This is a genomic window from Pseudomonas sp. AC355 (assembly GCF_979258205.1).
Genome location: NZ_OZ409843.1, coordinates 2,392,522 through 2,407,945, shown reverse-complemented (window position 1 = coordinate 2,407,945; position 15,424 = coordinate 2,392,522). Strand labels below are relative to the sequence as shown.

General features: G+C 63.6%; 12 protein-coding genes. 11 read left to right on the top strand and 1 reads right to left on the bottom strand.

The window, feature by feature from the left end:
• The first annotated feature begins 60 nt into the window (after positions 1 to 60).
• From ACZ0AI_RS11330 to ACZ0AI_RS11280, 11 genes are all read left to right on the top strand, one after another.
• Positions 61 to 1,704, top strand: coding sequence for a glucan biosynthesis protein D (locus ACZ0AI_RS11330; protein ID WP_463565829.1), 1,644 nt, complete (start codon positions 61 to 63; stop codon positions 1,702 to 1,704).
• A gap of 96 nt (positions 1,705 to 1,800) precedes the next feature.
• Positions 1,801 to 2,352, top strand: coding sequence for a YaeQ family protein (locus ACZ0AI_RS11325; protein ID WP_463565828.1), 552 nt, complete (start codon positions 1,801 to 1,803; stop codon positions 2,350 to 2,352).
• Between the two features lie 70 nt (positions 2,353 to 2,422).
• A complete protein-coding gene (gene recJ / locus ACZ0AI_RS11320) occupies positions 2,423 to 4,135 on the top strand; it encodes a single-stranded-DNA-specific exonuclease RecJ (protein WP_463565827.1) in 1,713 nt (570 codons plus the stop codon).
• 161 nt (positions 4,136 to 4,296) lie between these two features.
• Positions 4,297 to 5,025: a tellurite resistance TerB family protein gene (locus ACZ0AI_RS11315; protein ID WP_463565826.1), complete on the top strand. Its 729-nt coding sequence runs from the start codon at positions 4,297 to 4,299 to the stop codon at positions 5,023 to 5,025.
• A gap of 201 nt (positions 5,026 to 5,226) precedes the next feature.
• Positions 5,227 to 6,849, top strand: a complete 1,623-nt coding sequence (locus tag ACZ0AI_RS11310) for a methyl-accepting chemotaxis protein (RefSeq protein WP_463565825.1) — start codon at positions 5,227 to 5,229, stop codon at positions 6,847 to 6,849.
• Positions 6,850 to 6,853: 4 nt separating this feature from the next.
• Complete coding sequence (locus tag ACZ0AI_RS11305) at positions 6,854 to 7,369, top strand: chemotaxis protein CheW (RefSeq protein WP_463565824.1); 516 nt, start codon at positions 6,854 to 6,856, stop codon at positions 7,367 to 7,369.
• The gene (locus ACZ0AI_RS11300) at positions 7,366 to 8,619 is read left to right on the top strand and encodes a CheR family methyltransferase (protein ID WP_463565823.1); all 1,254 of its coding nucleotides are present in this window, start codon (positions 7,366 to 7,368) and stop codon (positions 8,617 to 8,619) included. The genes ACZ0AI_RS11305 and ACZ0AI_RS11300 overlap by 4 nt, the downstream gene beginning before the upstream one ends.
• Positions 8,609 to 9,289 (top strand): chemotaxis protein CheW, encoded by a 681-nt coding sequence (locus ACZ0AI_RS11295; protein WP_463565822.1) that lies wholly within the window; start codon positions 8,609 to 8,611, stop codon positions 9,287 to 9,289. The genes ACZ0AI_RS11300 and ACZ0AI_RS11295 overlap by 11 nt, the downstream gene beginning before the upstream one ends.
• Entirely contained in the window at positions 9,286 to 11,580 is a 2,295-nt protein-coding gene (locus tag ACZ0AI_RS11290; protein WP_463565821.1) for a response regulator, read from the top strand. The genes ACZ0AI_RS11295 and ACZ0AI_RS11290 overlap by 4 nt, the downstream gene beginning before the upstream one ends.
• The gene (gene cheB / locus ACZ0AI_RS11285; RefSeq protein WP_463565820.1) at positions 11,577 to 12,581 is read left to right on the top strand and encodes a chemotaxis-specific protein-glutamate methyltransferase CheB; all 1,005 of its coding nucleotides are present in this window, start codon (positions 11,577 to 11,579) and stop codon (positions 12,579 to 12,581) included. Before ACZ0AI_RS11290 ends, cheB begins: the two co-directional genes overlap by 4 nt.
• 66 nt (positions 12,582 to 12,647) lie before the next feature.
• Positions 12,648 to 13,679 carry a diguanylate cyclase gene (locus ACZ0AI_RS11280; protein ID WP_463565819.1) on the top strand — a complete coding sequence of 344 codons (1,032 nt, stop codon included), beginning with the start codon at positions 12,648 to 12,650 and terminating at the stop codon, positions 13,677 to 13,679.
• A 1-nt stretch (position 13,680) separates the two neighbouring features.
• Here ACZ0AI_RS11280 and ACZ0AI_RS11275 read toward each other — a convergent pair whose 3' ends face one another.
• The gene (locus tag ACZ0AI_RS11275; protein WP_463565818.1) at positions 13,681 to 15,333 is read right to left on the bottom strand and encodes a sensor domain-containing diguanylate cyclase; all 1,653 of its coding nucleotides are present in this window, start codon (positions 15,331 to 15,333) and stop codon (positions 13,681 to 13,683) included.
• Between the last annotated feature and the right edge of the window lie 91 nt (positions 15,334 to 15,424).

Genomic DNA, 15,424 nt, shown 5'->3' with positions numbered 1-15,424 from the left:
CTGTTGTAGGTATTTTTAATCGCCTCCGTGCAGATATTTCTCACCTATTCGGGTACGCCCATGCAAAGACGTAACCTCCTGAAAGCCTCCATGATGATGGCCGCTTGTGCCGGACTTCCAGCCGGGCTGTTCAGCCTGCGCAGCTTCGCCGAAACCGCTGACGGCAAGGCCGAGCCTTTCGATTTCAAGCAACTGCAGGGGCGTGCCAAGAGCATGGCCGGCAGCGCCTACAAGAGCACCGCTGAGGTGTTGCCCAAGACCCTCGCCGAGCTGACGCCCCAGCAGTTCAATGCCATCCAGTACGACCCGGCGCATTCGCTGTGGAACGAACTGGGCGGGCAACTGGATGTGCAGTTCTTCCACGTCGGCATGGGCTTCCGTCAGCCAGTGCGCATGCACGCCGTCGACGCCAAGAGCCGGGTCGCCCGCGAAGTGCATTTTCGCCCCGACCTGTTCGAATACGGCAAGAGCGGTGTGGACGTAGCGCAGCTCAAGGGTGACCTGGGCTTCGCTGGCCTCAAGGTGTTCAAGCAGCCGAACATCGCCAAGTACGACATTTTGTCCTTCCTCGGTGCCAGCTACTTCCGCGCCGTAGACAACACCGGCCAGTACGGCCTGTCCGCTCGCGGCCTGGCAGTCGATACCTTCACCGACACGCCGGAAGAATTCCCCGATTTCACTGAGTTCTGGTTCGAAACACCGGACAAGAACGCCACCCGTTTCGTGCTCTACGCGCTGCTCGACTCACCGAGCGCGACCGGCGCCTTCCGCTTCGATATCGATTGCCTGGAAGACCGCGTGGTGATGGACATCGACGCCCACATCAATGCCCGCAAGACCATCAAGCAACTGGGCATCTCGCCGATGACCAGCATGTTCTCCTGCGGCGGCCATGAACGCCGCATGTGTGATTTCGTCACCACGGCGATTCATGACAGCGACCGCCTGTCCATGTGGCGTGGCAACGGCGAGTGGGTCTGCCGACCACTGAACAATCCGGAGAAACTGCAGTTCAACGCCTTCGCCGATACCAACCCGAAAGGCTTCGGCCTGGTGCAGTTCGACCATGACTTCAAGTCCTACCAGGACACCGTGGTCTGGTACAGCCGCCGGCCAAGCCTGTGGGTCGAGCCGACCACCCCGTGGGGCGAGGGCAGCATCGATCTGCTGGAGATTCCCACCACTGGCGAGACCATGGACAACATCGTCTGCTTCTGGAACCCCAAGCAGGCCATCGAGCCCGGCACCTCGCTGAACTTCGGCTACAAGCTGCATTGGGCTGCGCTGCCGCCGGTCAAACCGACCCTGGCGCAAGTGCATGCAACCCGCTCCGGCATGGGCGGTTTCACCCTCGGCTGGGCGCCGGGCGAGCACTGGCCGAAAGAGTGGGCACGACGCTTCGCCATCGACTTCGGCGGCGGCCCGCTGGCCAAGATGGACGCCAAGGCGCAGGTCGAGGTGGTGGTCGAGGCCTCTCATGGCGAGGTAAAGGATTACAGCATTCTCGCCCTGTACCCGGACGTCGAAGGTTTCCGCGCGCAGTTCGACTGGTTCCCGACCAGCGACAGCGTCGAGCCGGTGAACATGCGTGCCTATCTGCGCCGCGTCGACAACAAGGAGGTGCTCAGCGAAACCTGGCTGTACCAGTACTTCCCGCCGGCGCCAGCAGAGCGTCGCTATCCGGACTGGAAAGCCGAGTCCTAACGAGTCAGGGCAGGCGCCCCTTTGGGCGGCGCTCTGCCCACGCTTCCAGCTGGCCTGATAGACTGGCGCACTTTCCCGAATTCCAAGAAGTGCGCAATGGCCCAGCCGTCCACGACCTACAAGATCGATCTCAACCTGACCGATATCGATCGCAGCATCTATGAAAACCTGCGTTTCACCGTGGCCCGCCATCCTTCGGAAACCGAGGAGCGTCTCGCGGCGCGGCTGATCGCCTATGCGTTGTTCTATCAGGAGCATCTGGCCTTCGGGCGCGGCCTGTCCGACGTTGACGAACCGGCGCTGTGGGAGAAAAGCCTGGACGGTCGCGTGCTGCACTGGATCGAAGTCGGCCAGCCGGACAGCGAGCGCATCACCTGGTGCTCGCGCCGTACCGAGAAGTTCAGCCTGGTGGCCTACGGCAACCTGCGCGTGTGGCAGACCAAGTGCCTCGACCCGGTGCGCACCCTGAAGAACATCAACGTGGTCGCCCTGGGGCAGGAAGCATTGGCCGATCTTTGCCTGGATATGCCTCGCGCACTGAGCTGGAGCGTGATGATCAGTGATGGCGAGCTGTTCGTCACCGACGAGCGTGGCCAGCACGAAATCCCCGTGGAATGGCTGGCCGGCGAGCGAGCGCTGGGCAACTGATCCGAGCCGCGACACGTCTTTTGGCCTGGCGCGGCCCCCTGTTTCACCGCAAGAGTAGAATCCGACGTCCATGCGTATCGAGTCCCGCCCGCTTCCTGCTTCTCTTCCCGACCTGGGTAATCTGCCACCGTTGTTGACCCGCCTTTACGCGGCCCGAGGGGTGCTCTCGGCAGTGGAGCTGGAAAAAGGCCTGGCGCGGCTGATCCCGTTCACCCAGCTCAAGGGCATCGATGCGGCAGTAGCGCTACTGGTCGAAGGTCTGCGCGAGCGCCAGCGCCTGTTGATCGTCGGCGATTTCGATGCAGATGGCGCCACCGCGAGCACCGTCGGCATGCTCGGGCTGCGCATGCTGGGCGCTGCCCATGTCGATTACCTGGTGCCGAACCGCTTCGAGTACGGCTATGGCCTGACGCCGGAAATCGTCGCCGTGGCGCTGACCCGCGAGCCAGAACTGCTGATCACCGTGGACAACGGCATCTCCAGCATCGAGGGCGTCGCGGCGGCCAAGGCGGCCGGGCTGAAGGTGCTGGTCACCGACCATCACCTGCCGGGCCACGAATTGCCTGACGCGGATGCCATCGTCAATCCCAACCAGCCCGGCTGCACTTTCCCGAGCAAGTCGCTGGCCGGCGTCGGGGTGATTTTCTATGTGCTGCTGGCGCTGCGTGCGCGGCTGCGCGAACTGGGCTGGTTCACCGCCGAGCGCCCCGAGCCCAACCTGGGCGAGCTGCTCGATCTGGTCGCCCTGGGCAGCGTGGCCGACGTGGTGCCGCTGGACGCCAACAACCGCATTCTGGTGCACCAGGGCCTCGCTCGCATCCGTGCCGGCCGCGCGCGGCCGGGGTTGCGGGCGTTGTTGGAAGTCGCCGGCAAGCAACATGGGCGCATCACCTCGACCGACCTGGGCTTCATTCTCGGCCCGCGCCTGAACGCCGCCGGGCGTCTCGACGACATGAGCCTGGGTATCGAATGCCTGCTCTGCGAGGACGAAGGCCTGGCCCGTGACATGGCCGTGCAGCTCGATCAGTTCAACCAGGATCGCAAGGCCATCGAGCAGGGCATGCAGCGCGAGGCGCTGGCTCAGCTCAAGGATCTGCCCCTGGAAAACCTGCCGTTCGGGCTGTGCCTGTTCGAGGCCGACTGGCACCAGGGGGTGATCGGCATCCTCGCCTCGCGCCTGAAAGAGCGCTATCACCGCCCGACCATCGCCTTCGCCGATGCCGGCGAGGGCCTGTTCAAGGGCTCCGCGCGCTCGGTGCCGGGCTTTCATATCCGCGACGCGCTGGATGCCGTGGCCTCGCGCCATCCGGGGCTGATCAGCAAGTTCGGTGGGCATGCCATGGCTGCTGGTTTGTCACTGCCAGCCGAGCACTTCGAGACCTTCGCCAAGGCGTTCGATGAAGAAGTTCGTCGTCAGCTCTGCGAGGATGACCTGACCGGGCGGCTGCTGTCCGACGGTGTACTGAGCATCGACGAATTCAATCTGCCGCTGGCCCGCGAGCTGCGCAATGCCGGGCCCTGGGGGCAGCACTTTCCCGAGCCGCTGTTCCATGGCGCGTTCCAGCTGGTGCAGCAGCGCATCGTCGGTGAGCGCCACCTCAAGGTGGTGCTCAAGAGCGAGTGCGGCAGCCTGCAGCTGGACGGCATCGCCTTTGGTGTCGACCGTGAGGTCTGGCCCAACCCGACCGTGCGCTGGGTCGAGCTGGCCTACAAACTGGACGTCAACGAATTCCGTGGCCAGGAATCGGTGCAGTTGCTGATCTCTCATCTGGCGCCGCGTTAACCAGCCTCTGGTTCTTCACGTCTCTTGAACGTTGCCCACAGGCCGATTGTCTATCTGCCTGTGCGACTCGGCCGTACGCGCAATATCTTGACGCAATCTGTAACCAACGGCGGCCAGGCTTCGCAGTAGATTCGTTCGTTCTTGAACCATTGGAGATCTCCATGAATACGCGCGGCTTGCTCGATCAACTGCTGAAGTCCGGGCAGGAATTGCTGCAACAGAAAACCGGCGGCAAGTCCTCTTCGGGGCTTGGCGGAGCGCTGGGTGGATTGCTGGGCGGCAGCAGTGGCGGCGCCGGCAAAGGTGACAACGGTGGCATCGGCTCGATGCTCAAGGGCGCCGGTGGCGGTGCCGCGCTGGCCATGCTGCTGGGCAACAAGAGTGCCCGCAAGATCGGTGGCAAGGTGATTACCTATGGTGGCCTCGCCGCGCTGGGCGTGATCGCCTACAAGGCCTATGGCAACTGGCAGGCCAAGCAGGCCGGTGCGCCACAGGGCGAGCCGCAAACCCTCGACCGTCTGCCTGCTCCTCAGGTGGAGCTGCACAGCCAGGGCATTCTCAAGGCGCTGGTGGCCGCGGCCAAGGCCGACGGCCACGTTGACGAGCGTGAGCGCGAACTGATCGAAGGCGAGTTCAGCAAACTGGCCAGCGACGCCGAAACACAGCGCTGGCTGCAGGCTGAGCTGAACAAACCGCTGGATCCCGCTGATGTGGCACGTTCAGCCACCACGCCGGAAATGGCCGCGGAAATGTACGTTGCCAGCGTGCTGATGGTCGACGAAGAGCACTTCATGGAGCGCGCTTATCTGGAAGAGCTGGCCCGTCAACTGAAGCTAGACCCGGCCCTCAAGGCCGAACTCGAAGCTCAGGTTCGCCAGGATCTGCAGTAACCCCGCCGCATCATGCTGCCGGCGGTTCCAAGCCGTCCGGCAGCCATATTTCTTCCTCCCTCCTGACACTCAAGCGCCTGTTGCTACAGTAAATAGGCCTGTCTTGCTTGCGCTGTAAGCGCAACGCCCATAGAGTCCGGCGCATGACCTGTGGGCGCTGCTCGCAGGCTTCATTTAGAGTCTCGGCAGATGGGGTTGAATGTGAAGAACTGGACTGTTCGCCAGCGTATCCAGGCAAGTTTTGCGATCATCATCGCGATCATGCTGTTGATGGCCGCAGCATCCTTCGAGCGTCTGCTCAAGGTCGAAGGCGGGGCTACTCGCCTGCTGGACGATGCCATGCCCGGCATGTTCCACATCACCCAGGTGCGCAGTGCTTGGACGGAAATGTTCCACCAGACCATCGTGCAGGTGAGCATCAGGGAGCAGCACACCCTCAGCGACGCCGACCGTCAGCTGATCAAGGTGGCCAGCGACAAGCTGGTCGCGTCTCTTGCCGATTACCGGGCCACTATCCGCGATGACAGCGATCGTAGTGCACTCGAGGCTTTCAATCAGACCCGCGAATTGTTCGCTCAGCAGCAGGCCAGCGTACTGGCTGTATACGACGAGGGGCGTCCCGTCGAAGCGAGAGCCCTGCTGGCTGGGCAACTGACCGATACCTGGAACGTTGGGCGTACTCAGCTCACTTCAATGATCGAACTCAATCGCGACGTGGCCTACTCCTCGGCCGAGGGCATCGTCTCCGCAGTCGACCGCGCCGAGCTGAGCATGGCTATTTCGGTGGTGCTGGCGATCATCGCTGCATTCGTCTGTGGTTACTTTCTGATGCAGGCGATCACCCGTCCGGTTCAGCAAGTGGTGCACACCCTGCAAGCGCTGGCCAGCGGGGATCTGACCGCGCGCCTGAACCTGGGGCGCCGCGACGAGTTCGGGGCCATCGAAACCGGATTCAATGGCATGGCCGAAGAGATCAAAACCCTGGTCGCGCAGGCGCAGCGCTCGTCGGTACAAGTGACCACCTCGGTGACCGAGATCGCCGCTACCTCGAAGCAGCAACAGGCCACCGCGACGGAAACCGCGGCCACCACCACGGAGATCGGTGCTACGTCCCGGGAAATCGCTGCCACGTCGCGTGATCTGGTGCGCACCATGACCGAGGTATCCGGCGCCGCCGAACAAACCTCGACACTGGCCGGGGCAGGGCAGTTGGGCCTGGCTCGCATGGAAGACACCATGCATCAGGTGATGAGCGCCGCCGAGCTGGTCAACGCCAAGCTGGCGATCCTCAACGAGAAGGCCGGCAACATCAATCACGTGGTCACCACCATCGTCAAAGTCGCCGACCAGACCAACCTGCTGTCGCTCAACGCCGCCATCGAAGCGGAGAAGGCCGGCGAGTACGGCCGTGGCTTCGCGGTGGTCGCCACCGAAGTGCGTCGCCTGGCCGACCAGACTGCCGTCGCCACTTACGATATCGAGCAGATGGTGCGCGAAATCCAGTCGGCGGTTTCCGCCGGGGTGATGGGCATGGACAAGTTCTCCGAGGAAGTGCGCCGCGGCATCGGCGAAGTCGGCCAGGTTGGCGAGCAGCTCGCACAGATCATTCATCAAGTGCAGGCCTTGGCGCCGCGTGTGCTGATGGTCAATGAAGGCATGCAGGCGCAGTCCACCGGTGCCGAACAGATCAATCAGGCGCTGGTGCAGCTCAGCGAAGCCTCGTCGCAGACCGTCGAGTCGCTACGCCAGGCCAGCGCATCGATCGATGACCTCAATCTGGTGGCGAACGGTTTGCGTACCGGCGTCAGCCGATTCAAGGTCTGAGCCGGTGAGCGAAACGGGCAGGCCATCGCCGGGGCGGCGTAGCCCCGGTCAGCTGTTCCTGTTGTTCAGCATGGGCACGGATCGTTACGCCTTGGATGTTCGCGAGGTCGTCGAGGTGATGCCGCTGCGCAGCTTCAAGCAGATTCCAGCAGCGCCGGATTGGGTCGCTGGGTTGTTCGCCTATCGCGGCAAGCCGGTGCCGGTGCTCGACCTGTCTTTCCAGGCGCTCGGGCGGGCGGCCATCGTGCGCACCAGCACACGTCTGGTGATCGTCAACTACCAACCCCAGGCGAGCCAGCCTGCGCGCATGCTGGGGCTGATTCTGGAACAGGCCAGCGATACCTTGCGCAGCCCCGCCGAAGCGTTTGTCGACTCAGGCGTGAGCTTGCCGGACGCCCGTTACCTGGGGCCGGTGCTCAAGGCCGAACAGGGTCTGGTGCAATGGGTTCGCGTGGCCGATCTGCTCGACGAACCGGTGCGTGATCTGCTGTTCGCGGCGACTCTGGAGGCCGGTGTATGAGCGGCCGTTTCGAGCGCCTGTTGCATGGCCTGATCGGCCTCGATGCCGAGTCGGTTGGCCAGGTGGTGATCGAGCGTGCGGTTCGCCAGCGCGTCGCCGCCCTTGGCTGTGCCGACGAAGAGGCCTATTGGCTGCAACTGCAGGCCTCCGCCATCGAGCAGCAGGCATTGGTCGAAGCCGTGGTGGTGCCAGAGACCTGGTTCTTTCGCTATCCGGAATCCTTCGTCGCGCTCGCGCAACTGGCCCGCGAGCGGGTCGCGCAGATCATGGGCGTTCGCCCACTGCGCATACTCAGCCTGCCCTGTTCGAGTGGCGAAGAACCGTATTCCATTGCCATGGCGCTGCTCGATGCCGGGCTGCCGGGCGACACCTTTCGCATCGACGCCATGGACATCAGCGAGCTGATACTGGTTCGTGCACAGCGAGCGCTGTACGGGCGCAATTCGTTCCGTGGCGACAACCTGAGCTTTCGTGATCGTCACTTTGTCGAGACCCCGGAAGGCTTTCAGCTCAAGGACGAAGTACGTCGCAAGGTGCGTCTGCTCGCCGGCAACCTGCTGGCCCCCGGTCTGCTGGCCGGCGAGGCGCCCTACGATTTCGTGTTCTGTCGCAATCTGCTGATCTACTTCGACCGACCGACCCAGCAAGCCGTGGCGGCCGTGCTGCAACGGCTGATGCGTGACGACGGTGCGTTGTTCATTGGCCCGGCCGAGGCCAGCCTGTTCAGCCAAGTCGGCATGCAGGCCTTGAACATCCCGCTGGCCTTCGTGTTTCGCCGAGCCAGTGACAAGGCGCCGCGCCTCGCTGCCTCGCTGAGCCAAGTCGCCCCGGTCATACCCGCGCGTGCCAGGGTCGCAGCACCTGTCGCTGTCCCGAACAAGCCGCCAGTGCGCCGGGTGCCTGCCGCAGTACCTCCGCCCGTGGCTGCTGGCGCAGGCGATGCCGCCCTGGCTGAAATCGCCACGCTTGCCAACGCCGGGCGCAGCGCCGAAGCCCGCACGGCCTGCGAACGCTATCTCGCCGCGTACGGGCCGACGGCCCAGGCGTTCTACTGGCTGGGCCTGCTCAGTGATGTGGCCGGGCGTAGCAGCGAGGCCCAGGACTATTATCGTAAAACCTTGTACCTGGCGCCCAAGCACGCCGAGGCGCTTGCTCACCTGTCGGCGCTACTCGCCTCCCGTGGTGATCTGGCTGGCGCCAAGCGCCTGCAGCAACGTGCCGGGCGTGGAGTGAGCCGCGATGACCGATAGTCTTCTGCCGCTGAGCGATATCGAACGGGCGGATATCGACGATTGCTGGAACCGTATTGGCGTGCAGGGCGACAAGTCCTGCGAGCGCCTGGTGCAGCACATCCACTGCCGCAACTGCGAGGTTCACGCATCTCTGGCCACCCGCCTGCTGGATCGCTTCGCTCTGCAGCGCAACGAGGATGAGCCGGAGCGTGAGTGGGTAGAGGAGGACAGCTGCGAGCGCCGCTCGATTCTGATCTTTCGCGTTGGCGAGGCCTGGTTGGCGCTGCCGACCCGTGCATTGAGCGAGGTGGCGACGCGCACCTCGATCCACTCTTTACCACACCAACGCTCACTGGGCTTGATGGGGGTGACCAACGTACGTGGCGCCCTGGTGGCCTGTGTCTCATTGGCTGAAATGCTTGGGCTGGACAGCGCCGAGATGGCTACCGAGCGTCGCGTGGTGCCGCGCATGCTGATTTTCAGCCTTACGGACGGCCCCGTGGTCATGCCGGTCGACGAGGTGGAAGGCATCGAAGCCATCGCCGTTATTCAGGTGGTCGAGGCGGGCAATGGCAGTGTGCCGATGGCACGGCGTTTCGCCTCCGGGGTTCTGCAGTGGAAAGGTCGCAGCGTGACCCTGCTCGATGAGCAGATATTGCAGCAAACCATCGCCAGGAGCCTTGGATGACGCCCGATCAGATGCGCGACGCTTCGCTGCTGGAGTTGTTCAAGCTCGAAGCCGAGGCCCAGACCCAGGTACTCAACAACGGCTTGCTGGTACTCGAACGCGATCCGCGTCACGCTGATTCCCTCGAGGCCTGCATGCGCGCAGCCCATTCCCTAAAGGGCGCAGCGCGCATCGTCGGTCTCGACGCCGGGGTGAAAGTCGCCCACGTAATGGAGGATTGCCTGGTCGAAGCCCAGGAAGGGCGCTTGTTGCTGCAGTCCGAACATATCGATGCACTGTTGCAGGGGGCCGACATTTTGTTGAGCCTGGGCTCGCCATCAGGGGTATCGAACGGGGCGAACGGCGAAGTCGACGCATTGGTCGAACGCCTCGGTACGTTGGCACGGGGTGGGTACGTGTCGAGCCCCCGCCCGCTGGTGCCGCCGCAATCCGCTACTACGCCAGAGCCGGAGCCGGAGCCCGTTATTCAGGTACCGATGGAGCCGCAAGCGACACCTGCCAGGCAGAGCAGGCCCGAAAGTAGCGAAGCATCGGGCGAGGGGCGTAGTCGTATCCTGCGCGTCAGCGCGGAGCGACTCGATCATCTGCTGGATATCTCCAGCAAGTCGCTGGTCGAGTTCCAGCGCATCAAACCTCTCGGCGATGGCCTGCAGCGCCTCAAACGTCTGCAAACCGTCGCGCGCCGTGCCCTCGATGTCGCCCGTGAAGCGCTCCCCGCAGGCAGCATCGATGCGCAGGCCGAAGCCATGCTGGTGGAAACCCGCCAGGCGCTCACCGAGTGCCAGCAGGTGCTGGCCCAGCACATGACCGATCTGGACGATTTCGGCTGGCAGGGCGGCCAGCGTGCCCAGTCCCTGTACGACGCCGCGCTGTCTTCACGCATGCGACCGTTCGCCGATGTGCTGTCCGGCCATGAGCGCATGTTGCGCGATCTTGCTCGCGCGCTCGGCAAGCAGGTGAGGTTGGTGATCGAGGGTGAAAGCACTCAGGTCGACCGCGACGTGCTGGAGCGCCTCGAGGCACCGCTGACGCATTTGCTGCGCAATGCTCTGGATCATGGCATCGAGCCGCCCGAGTTACGTCTGGCACGCGGTAAAGACCCTGACGGCCAGATACTGATTCGCGCCCGCCACCATGCCGGCATGCTATTGCTGGAACTCAGTGACGATGGTGGCGGCGTTGATCTGGACAAGCTGCGCAGTGCGGTGATCAGCCGAGGTTTCGCCACCGAGCAGACCGGCGAGCAACTGACCGAGGAGGAGCTGCTGGCCTTCCTGTTCCTGCCCGGCTTCAGCATGCGTGATCAGGTCACCGAGGTGTCCGGCCGTGGTGTTGGCCTGGATGCCGTTCAGCATATGGTGCGGCAACTGCGCGGCGGTGTACGCATGCAGCAACGCCAGGGGCAGGGTTCGACCTTCCACCTGGAGGTGCCGCTGACGTTGTCGGTGGTGCGCAGTCTGGTCGTCGAGGTCGGTGGCGAGGCCTATGCCTTGCCGCTGGCGCATATCGAGAGAATGACGCGCCTGCAGGCCGAGGACATCGTTCAACTGGAAGGACGTCAGCATTTCTGGAGCGAGGGGCAGCATGTCGGCTTGATCGCGGCCAGCCAGATTCTTCAGCGGCCCGAAGGCAAACCCAGCGACAACGGCATCCCTGTGGTGCTGATCCGTGATCGCGACAACCTGTTCGGTCTGGTGGTGGAGCGTTTCGTCGGTGAGCGCACGCTGGTGGTGATGCCGTTGGATGCACGGCTCGGCAAGGTGCAGGATGTGTCGGCAGGCGCGTTGCTGGACGACGGTACGCCGGTGCTGATTCTCGACGTCGAGGACATGCTGATGTCGGTGGCCAAACTGCTCGGCAGTGGTCGCCTGGAGCGGGTCGACCGTAGCGTCCGCCAGCTCGCCGGTGTTCAGCGCAAGCGCGTACTGGTGGTCGACGACTCACTGACCGTGCGCGAGCTGGAACGCAAGCTGCTGCTTGGTCGTGGTTATGACGTGGCGGTGGCGGTCGACGGCATGGATGGCTGGAACGCCCTGCGCGCCGAGCACTTCGATCTGCTGATCACCGATATCGACATGCCGCGCATGGACGGTATCGAACTGGTCACCCTGGTGCGCCGCGACAGCCGTCTGCAGTCGCTGCCGGTGATGGTGGTGTCCTACAAGGATCGCGAAGAAGACCGCCGGCGTGGTCTGGATGCCGGAGCCGACTATTATCTTGCCAAGGCCAGTTTCCATGACGAGGCGTTGCTCGACGCCGTGGTCGATCTGGTTGGAGAGCCGCACGAATGAGGATAGGGATCGTCAACGACATGCCGCTGGCGGTGGAGGCCTTGCGCCGGGCCCTCGCTCTGGAGCCTGAGCATCGCATCGTCTGGGTCGCGGGCAACGGCGCCGAAGCGCTGCAGCACTGCGAAGTCGAACTGCCGGATCTGCTGCTGATGGATCTGCTGATGCCGGTCATGGACGGCGTCGAGGCCACTCGGCGCATCATGGCGCAGAGCCCTTGCGCGATCCTGATCGTCTCGGTGGATATCGAACAGCACGTCAACCGCGTGTTTGAAGCCATGGGTTACGGCGCCCTGGACGCGGTCAATACGCCGTCGCTGGGTGGCGATAGAACGGCGGATGCGGCTACGTTGTTGCGCAAGATCCAGAACATTGGCTGGCTTATCGGCCAGAACACCAGCCGTAAGCGCAGTGTTCCTGCGCAGGTGCCAGGCAGGTCTGTGACTCGTCGGCTGGTAGCTATCGGTGCCTCGGCAGGTGGCCCGGCGGCGTTGGCGTCGCTGCTCAAACAGCTACCAGGCGACTTCAACGCCGCGGTGATGCTGGTGCAGCATGTCGATGAAGTGTTCGCTGCCGGCATGGCCGATTGGCTGGCCAGTGAGTCGGCGCTGCCGGTGCGCCTGGCCCGCGACGGTGAGCAGCCGCAGCCAGGCGTGGTGCTGCTGGCGGGAACCAACAACCATATGCGTCTGCAGCGTAATGGCGAACTGACTTATACCGAAGAGCCAAGCAGCTATGTCTATCGGCCCTCCATCGACGTGTTCTTCGACAGCGTGGTCGAGCACTGGACGGGTGAAGCCATTGGCGTCTTGCTCACCGGCATGGGGCGCGATGGTGCTCTGGGCCTGAAGAACATGCGCGCGCGAGGGTTTCTCACCATTGCCCAGAACCAGGCCAGTTGTGCGGTGTATGGCATGCCAAAAGCGGCTGCGGAACTCGATGCTGCGAAGGAAATACTTGCGCTAGAGCGCATCGCGGCCCGTATCGTTGAGCTATTTGGCTGATAGATTTACCCTGCGGTTAAATTTTTAGAGACTCGCCTTCAATCTGGGTGGGGTCTGGAGACCAATATGCAAGCCCCCCCAAATTCCACGGAAGAACTTGGCTCACCCAAGGAAGGCGCGGTCATGGTGCTGCTCGTCGACGATCAGGCGATGATCGGCGAGGCAGTGCGCCGCGAGCTATTGGGCGAGGGCGGCATCGACTTTCATTATTGCGCCGATCCCACTCAGGCAGTCGCGGTGGCCGAACAGCTACGTCCGACGGTGATCCTGCAGGATCTGGTGATGCCTGGCGTCGATGGTCTGACCCTGCTGGGTGCCTATCGGGCGCGGCCCTCGCTGCGTGATGTGCCGATCATCGTGCTGTCGACCAAGGACGATGCGACCGTCAAGAGCACCGCTTTCGCATCGGGTGCCAATGATTATCTGGTCAAGTTGCCGGACACCATCGAGCTGGTAGCGCGCATTCGCTATCACTCTCGCTCTTACACCGCGTTGCAGCAGCGCGACGAAGCCTACCGCGCCCTGCGTGAAAGCCAGCAGCAGCTTCTGGAAACCAACCTGGTGCTGCAGCGCCTGATGAACTCTGATGGGCTGACCGGACTGTCCAACCGCCGGCACTTCGACGAATACCTGGAGATGGAGTGGCGCCGCGCTCTGCGCGAGCAGACGCCGATGTCGTTGCTGATGATCGATGTCGACTTCTTCAAGAGCTTTAACGACAACTTTGGCCATGTCGCCGGCGATGATGCCCTGCGGCGTGTTGCCGAGGCGCTACGCAGCTGCTGCAGCCGTTCCAGCGATATGCCGGCCCGCTACGGCGGCGAAGAGTTCGCCATGGTGTTGCCTAGCACGTCGGCGGGGGGCGCACGGCTGCTGGCCGAGAAGGTTCGTCGTGCGGTCACCGATCTAGGTATTGCCCACGACAAGCCTGAGCCGGGCTCGGTGTTGACCACCAGTCTGGGCGTTGCGACCCTGGTACCGCGTGCCGGGCAGACCTCCCTGCAACTGGTCAACCTGGCGGATCGCGGCCTTTACATGGCGAAGCAAGCGGGTCGCGACCAGGTTGGTCTGGTGAACGACACCAGCTCCCTGGCCTGAATCAAGCAGGCGAGCTGTCGATCTGCGGCTCACCATGAAACACCGCACGACCGCGGCCATTCTGCTTGGCGCGATACAGGGCCTGATCCGCCTGCTCTACCACCTGCTCCAGATCGGCATCATCCTGCGGCCACAGCGCGCCACCGATGCTGCAGCCGATCTGCAGTTCGCGACCCTCCAATTCGATCACTGCGCCGAGTGTCTGAATCGCCCGCTCGGCAACTTGGCGGGCTTGCCCGGCCGCTTCATCGAGCGGTACCTGCAGGATCATCAGAAACTCGTCACCGCCCAGGCGCACCACCAGATCCCCTGCACGCAGGCAGCCGCGCATACGTGAGGCCGACTCACGCAGAACGTGATCACCCACGGCGTGGCCGTGCTGATCGTTGACCGGCTTGAAACCGTCCAGATCCAGATACAGCACCGCCAGCCCGTATGGCGTGCCCTGGCTACGCTGCTCAGCCCGCGGCAGGTACCTGGCCAGGGCTGCGCGGTTCGGCAGGCCGGTCAACGGGTCATGGTGGGCACGGTTGTCCAGGGCACCGAGCTCGGCGTGCTGATGGGTCAGGCTTTCCACCAGATGGCGGATGGAGTGGCTGAGCTGAGCGATTTCCCGCGGACTGTCGATTTCCGGAATTACGGTGATCTCGCCATTGGCGAGGCTATCCGCAGCATTGGCGATGGTGCGTAGCGGTCGGGTGATGTAAGTCGCCAGCAACCAGCCACAGGCTGCGAACAGCAGCGCTAGAGCGCTGCCCCAGAGTACGATGGTGGTGTGGATCGCCCGTACCGGTGCGTCGGCCAGCGCCACGGCCTGACGGGCGACGACCATCCAGCCCAGGCCCTGATAGTCGAGATAACCTTGGCTGAGCGCTAGGCCGGTCAGGTACTGGTCGCCGTCTGGCCACTGCTGCACGGCCCAGTCGGTGTTTTTGCCCGGCAGAGCCTGCATGGCGGGAAGGTGCAGGCGCTGGCCGATCATTTTCGTGGGGGCCAGCAGCAGGGTACGGTCGCGACCGACCACGAAGAACTCGATCTGCCGACGATCTTCGATGGGTTTGAGAATCGCCTGGCGCACCTCGTCGGCCCATGACCATGACAGGTGCGAGGCCAGTACGCCGACCAGACTGCCGTCCGGGGCGTATACCGGCAGGCTGATATCGACGAACTTCATCGCCTCGCCCGTCGGGTTGGGCAGCAGCTTGGCCAGCAGCACAGCCTCGTGCACGTCACCTATGAACAGGCCCTTGCTACCCTCCAGGAATACCGGGCGCTGAGCAACGCTGGCGCCTTCCAGAATACGGTTGCTGGAGGCCAGTACCGTGCCCTGGGGGTCGGTGAAGCCGATCCACGCGATGCTGGGGAATTCGCCTTGCAGGTGATCGAGCAGGCGGCGTACGTCATCGATGTCATCCGGCTGGCGCAGCACGCGCAGGCTACCGATGACCTGCAGCATGCTGGCGCGGCTCTGCATGTCGCGGTCGAGGCGGTCAATCATCATGTAGGACGCTTCAGCCAGGTCGCGGCCCACGTCCTCGCGAATGCGCTGTGCGGAATCCTGGCTGATCAGGCTGCCCAGCAGCCAGCTCAACAGGCTCACCAGCAGGGCGATCGACAGGGCGAGACGGCTACGCAGGCTTTGGGCACGAAACATGGTGCGCGATGATCCTTCAACGGCTGAGTGGGCAGCCTCTCGAGTATAGATGGCCATTGGTCTGTCGCAGGTCGATTGATAGCGCTCGGCA

Bases quoted from the DNA above. Each gene is read 5' to 3' on its own strand.
- ACZ0AI_RS11275 (WP_463565818.1), bottom strand. From the start codon at position 15,333: ATGTTTCGTGCCCAAAGCCTGCGTAGCCGTCTCGCCCTGTCGATCGCC.
- ACZ0AI_RS11315 (WP_463565826.1), top strand. From the start codon at position 4,297: ATGAATACGCGCGGCTTGCTCGATCAACTGCTGAAGTCCGGGCAGGAA.
- ACZ0AI_RS11295 (WP_463565822.1), top strand. From the start codon at position 8,609: ATGACCGATAGTCTTCTGCCGCTGAGCGATATCGAACGGGCGGATATC.
- ACZ0AI_RS11280 (WP_463565819.1), top strand. From the start codon at position 12,648: ATGCAAGCCCCCCCAAATTCCACGGAAGAACTTGGCTCACCCAAGGAA.
- ACZ0AI_RS11330 (WP_463565829.1), top strand. From the start codon at position 61: ATGCAAAGACGTAACCTCCTGAAAGCCTCCATGATGATGGCCGCTTGT.
- ACZ0AI_RS11325 (WP_463565828.1), top strand. From the start codon at position 1,801: ATGGCCCAGCCGTCCACGACCTACAAGATCGATCTCAACCTGACCGAT.
- ACZ0AI_RS11300 (WP_463565823.1), top strand. From the start codon at position 7,366: ATGAGCGGCCGTTTCGAGCGCCTGTTGCATGGCCTGATCGGCCTCGAT.
- recJ (WP_463565827.1), top strand. From the start codon at position 2,423: ATGCGTATCGAGTCCCGCCCGCTTCCTGCTTCTCTTCCCGACCTGGGT.
- cheB (WP_463565820.1), top strand. From the start codon at position 11,577: ATGAGGATAGGGATCGTCAACGACATGCCGCTGGCGGTGGAGGCCTTG.
- ACZ0AI_RS11290 (WP_463565821.1), top strand. From the start codon at position 9,286: ATGACGCCCGATCAGATGCGCGACGCTTCGCTGCTGGAGTTGTTCAAG.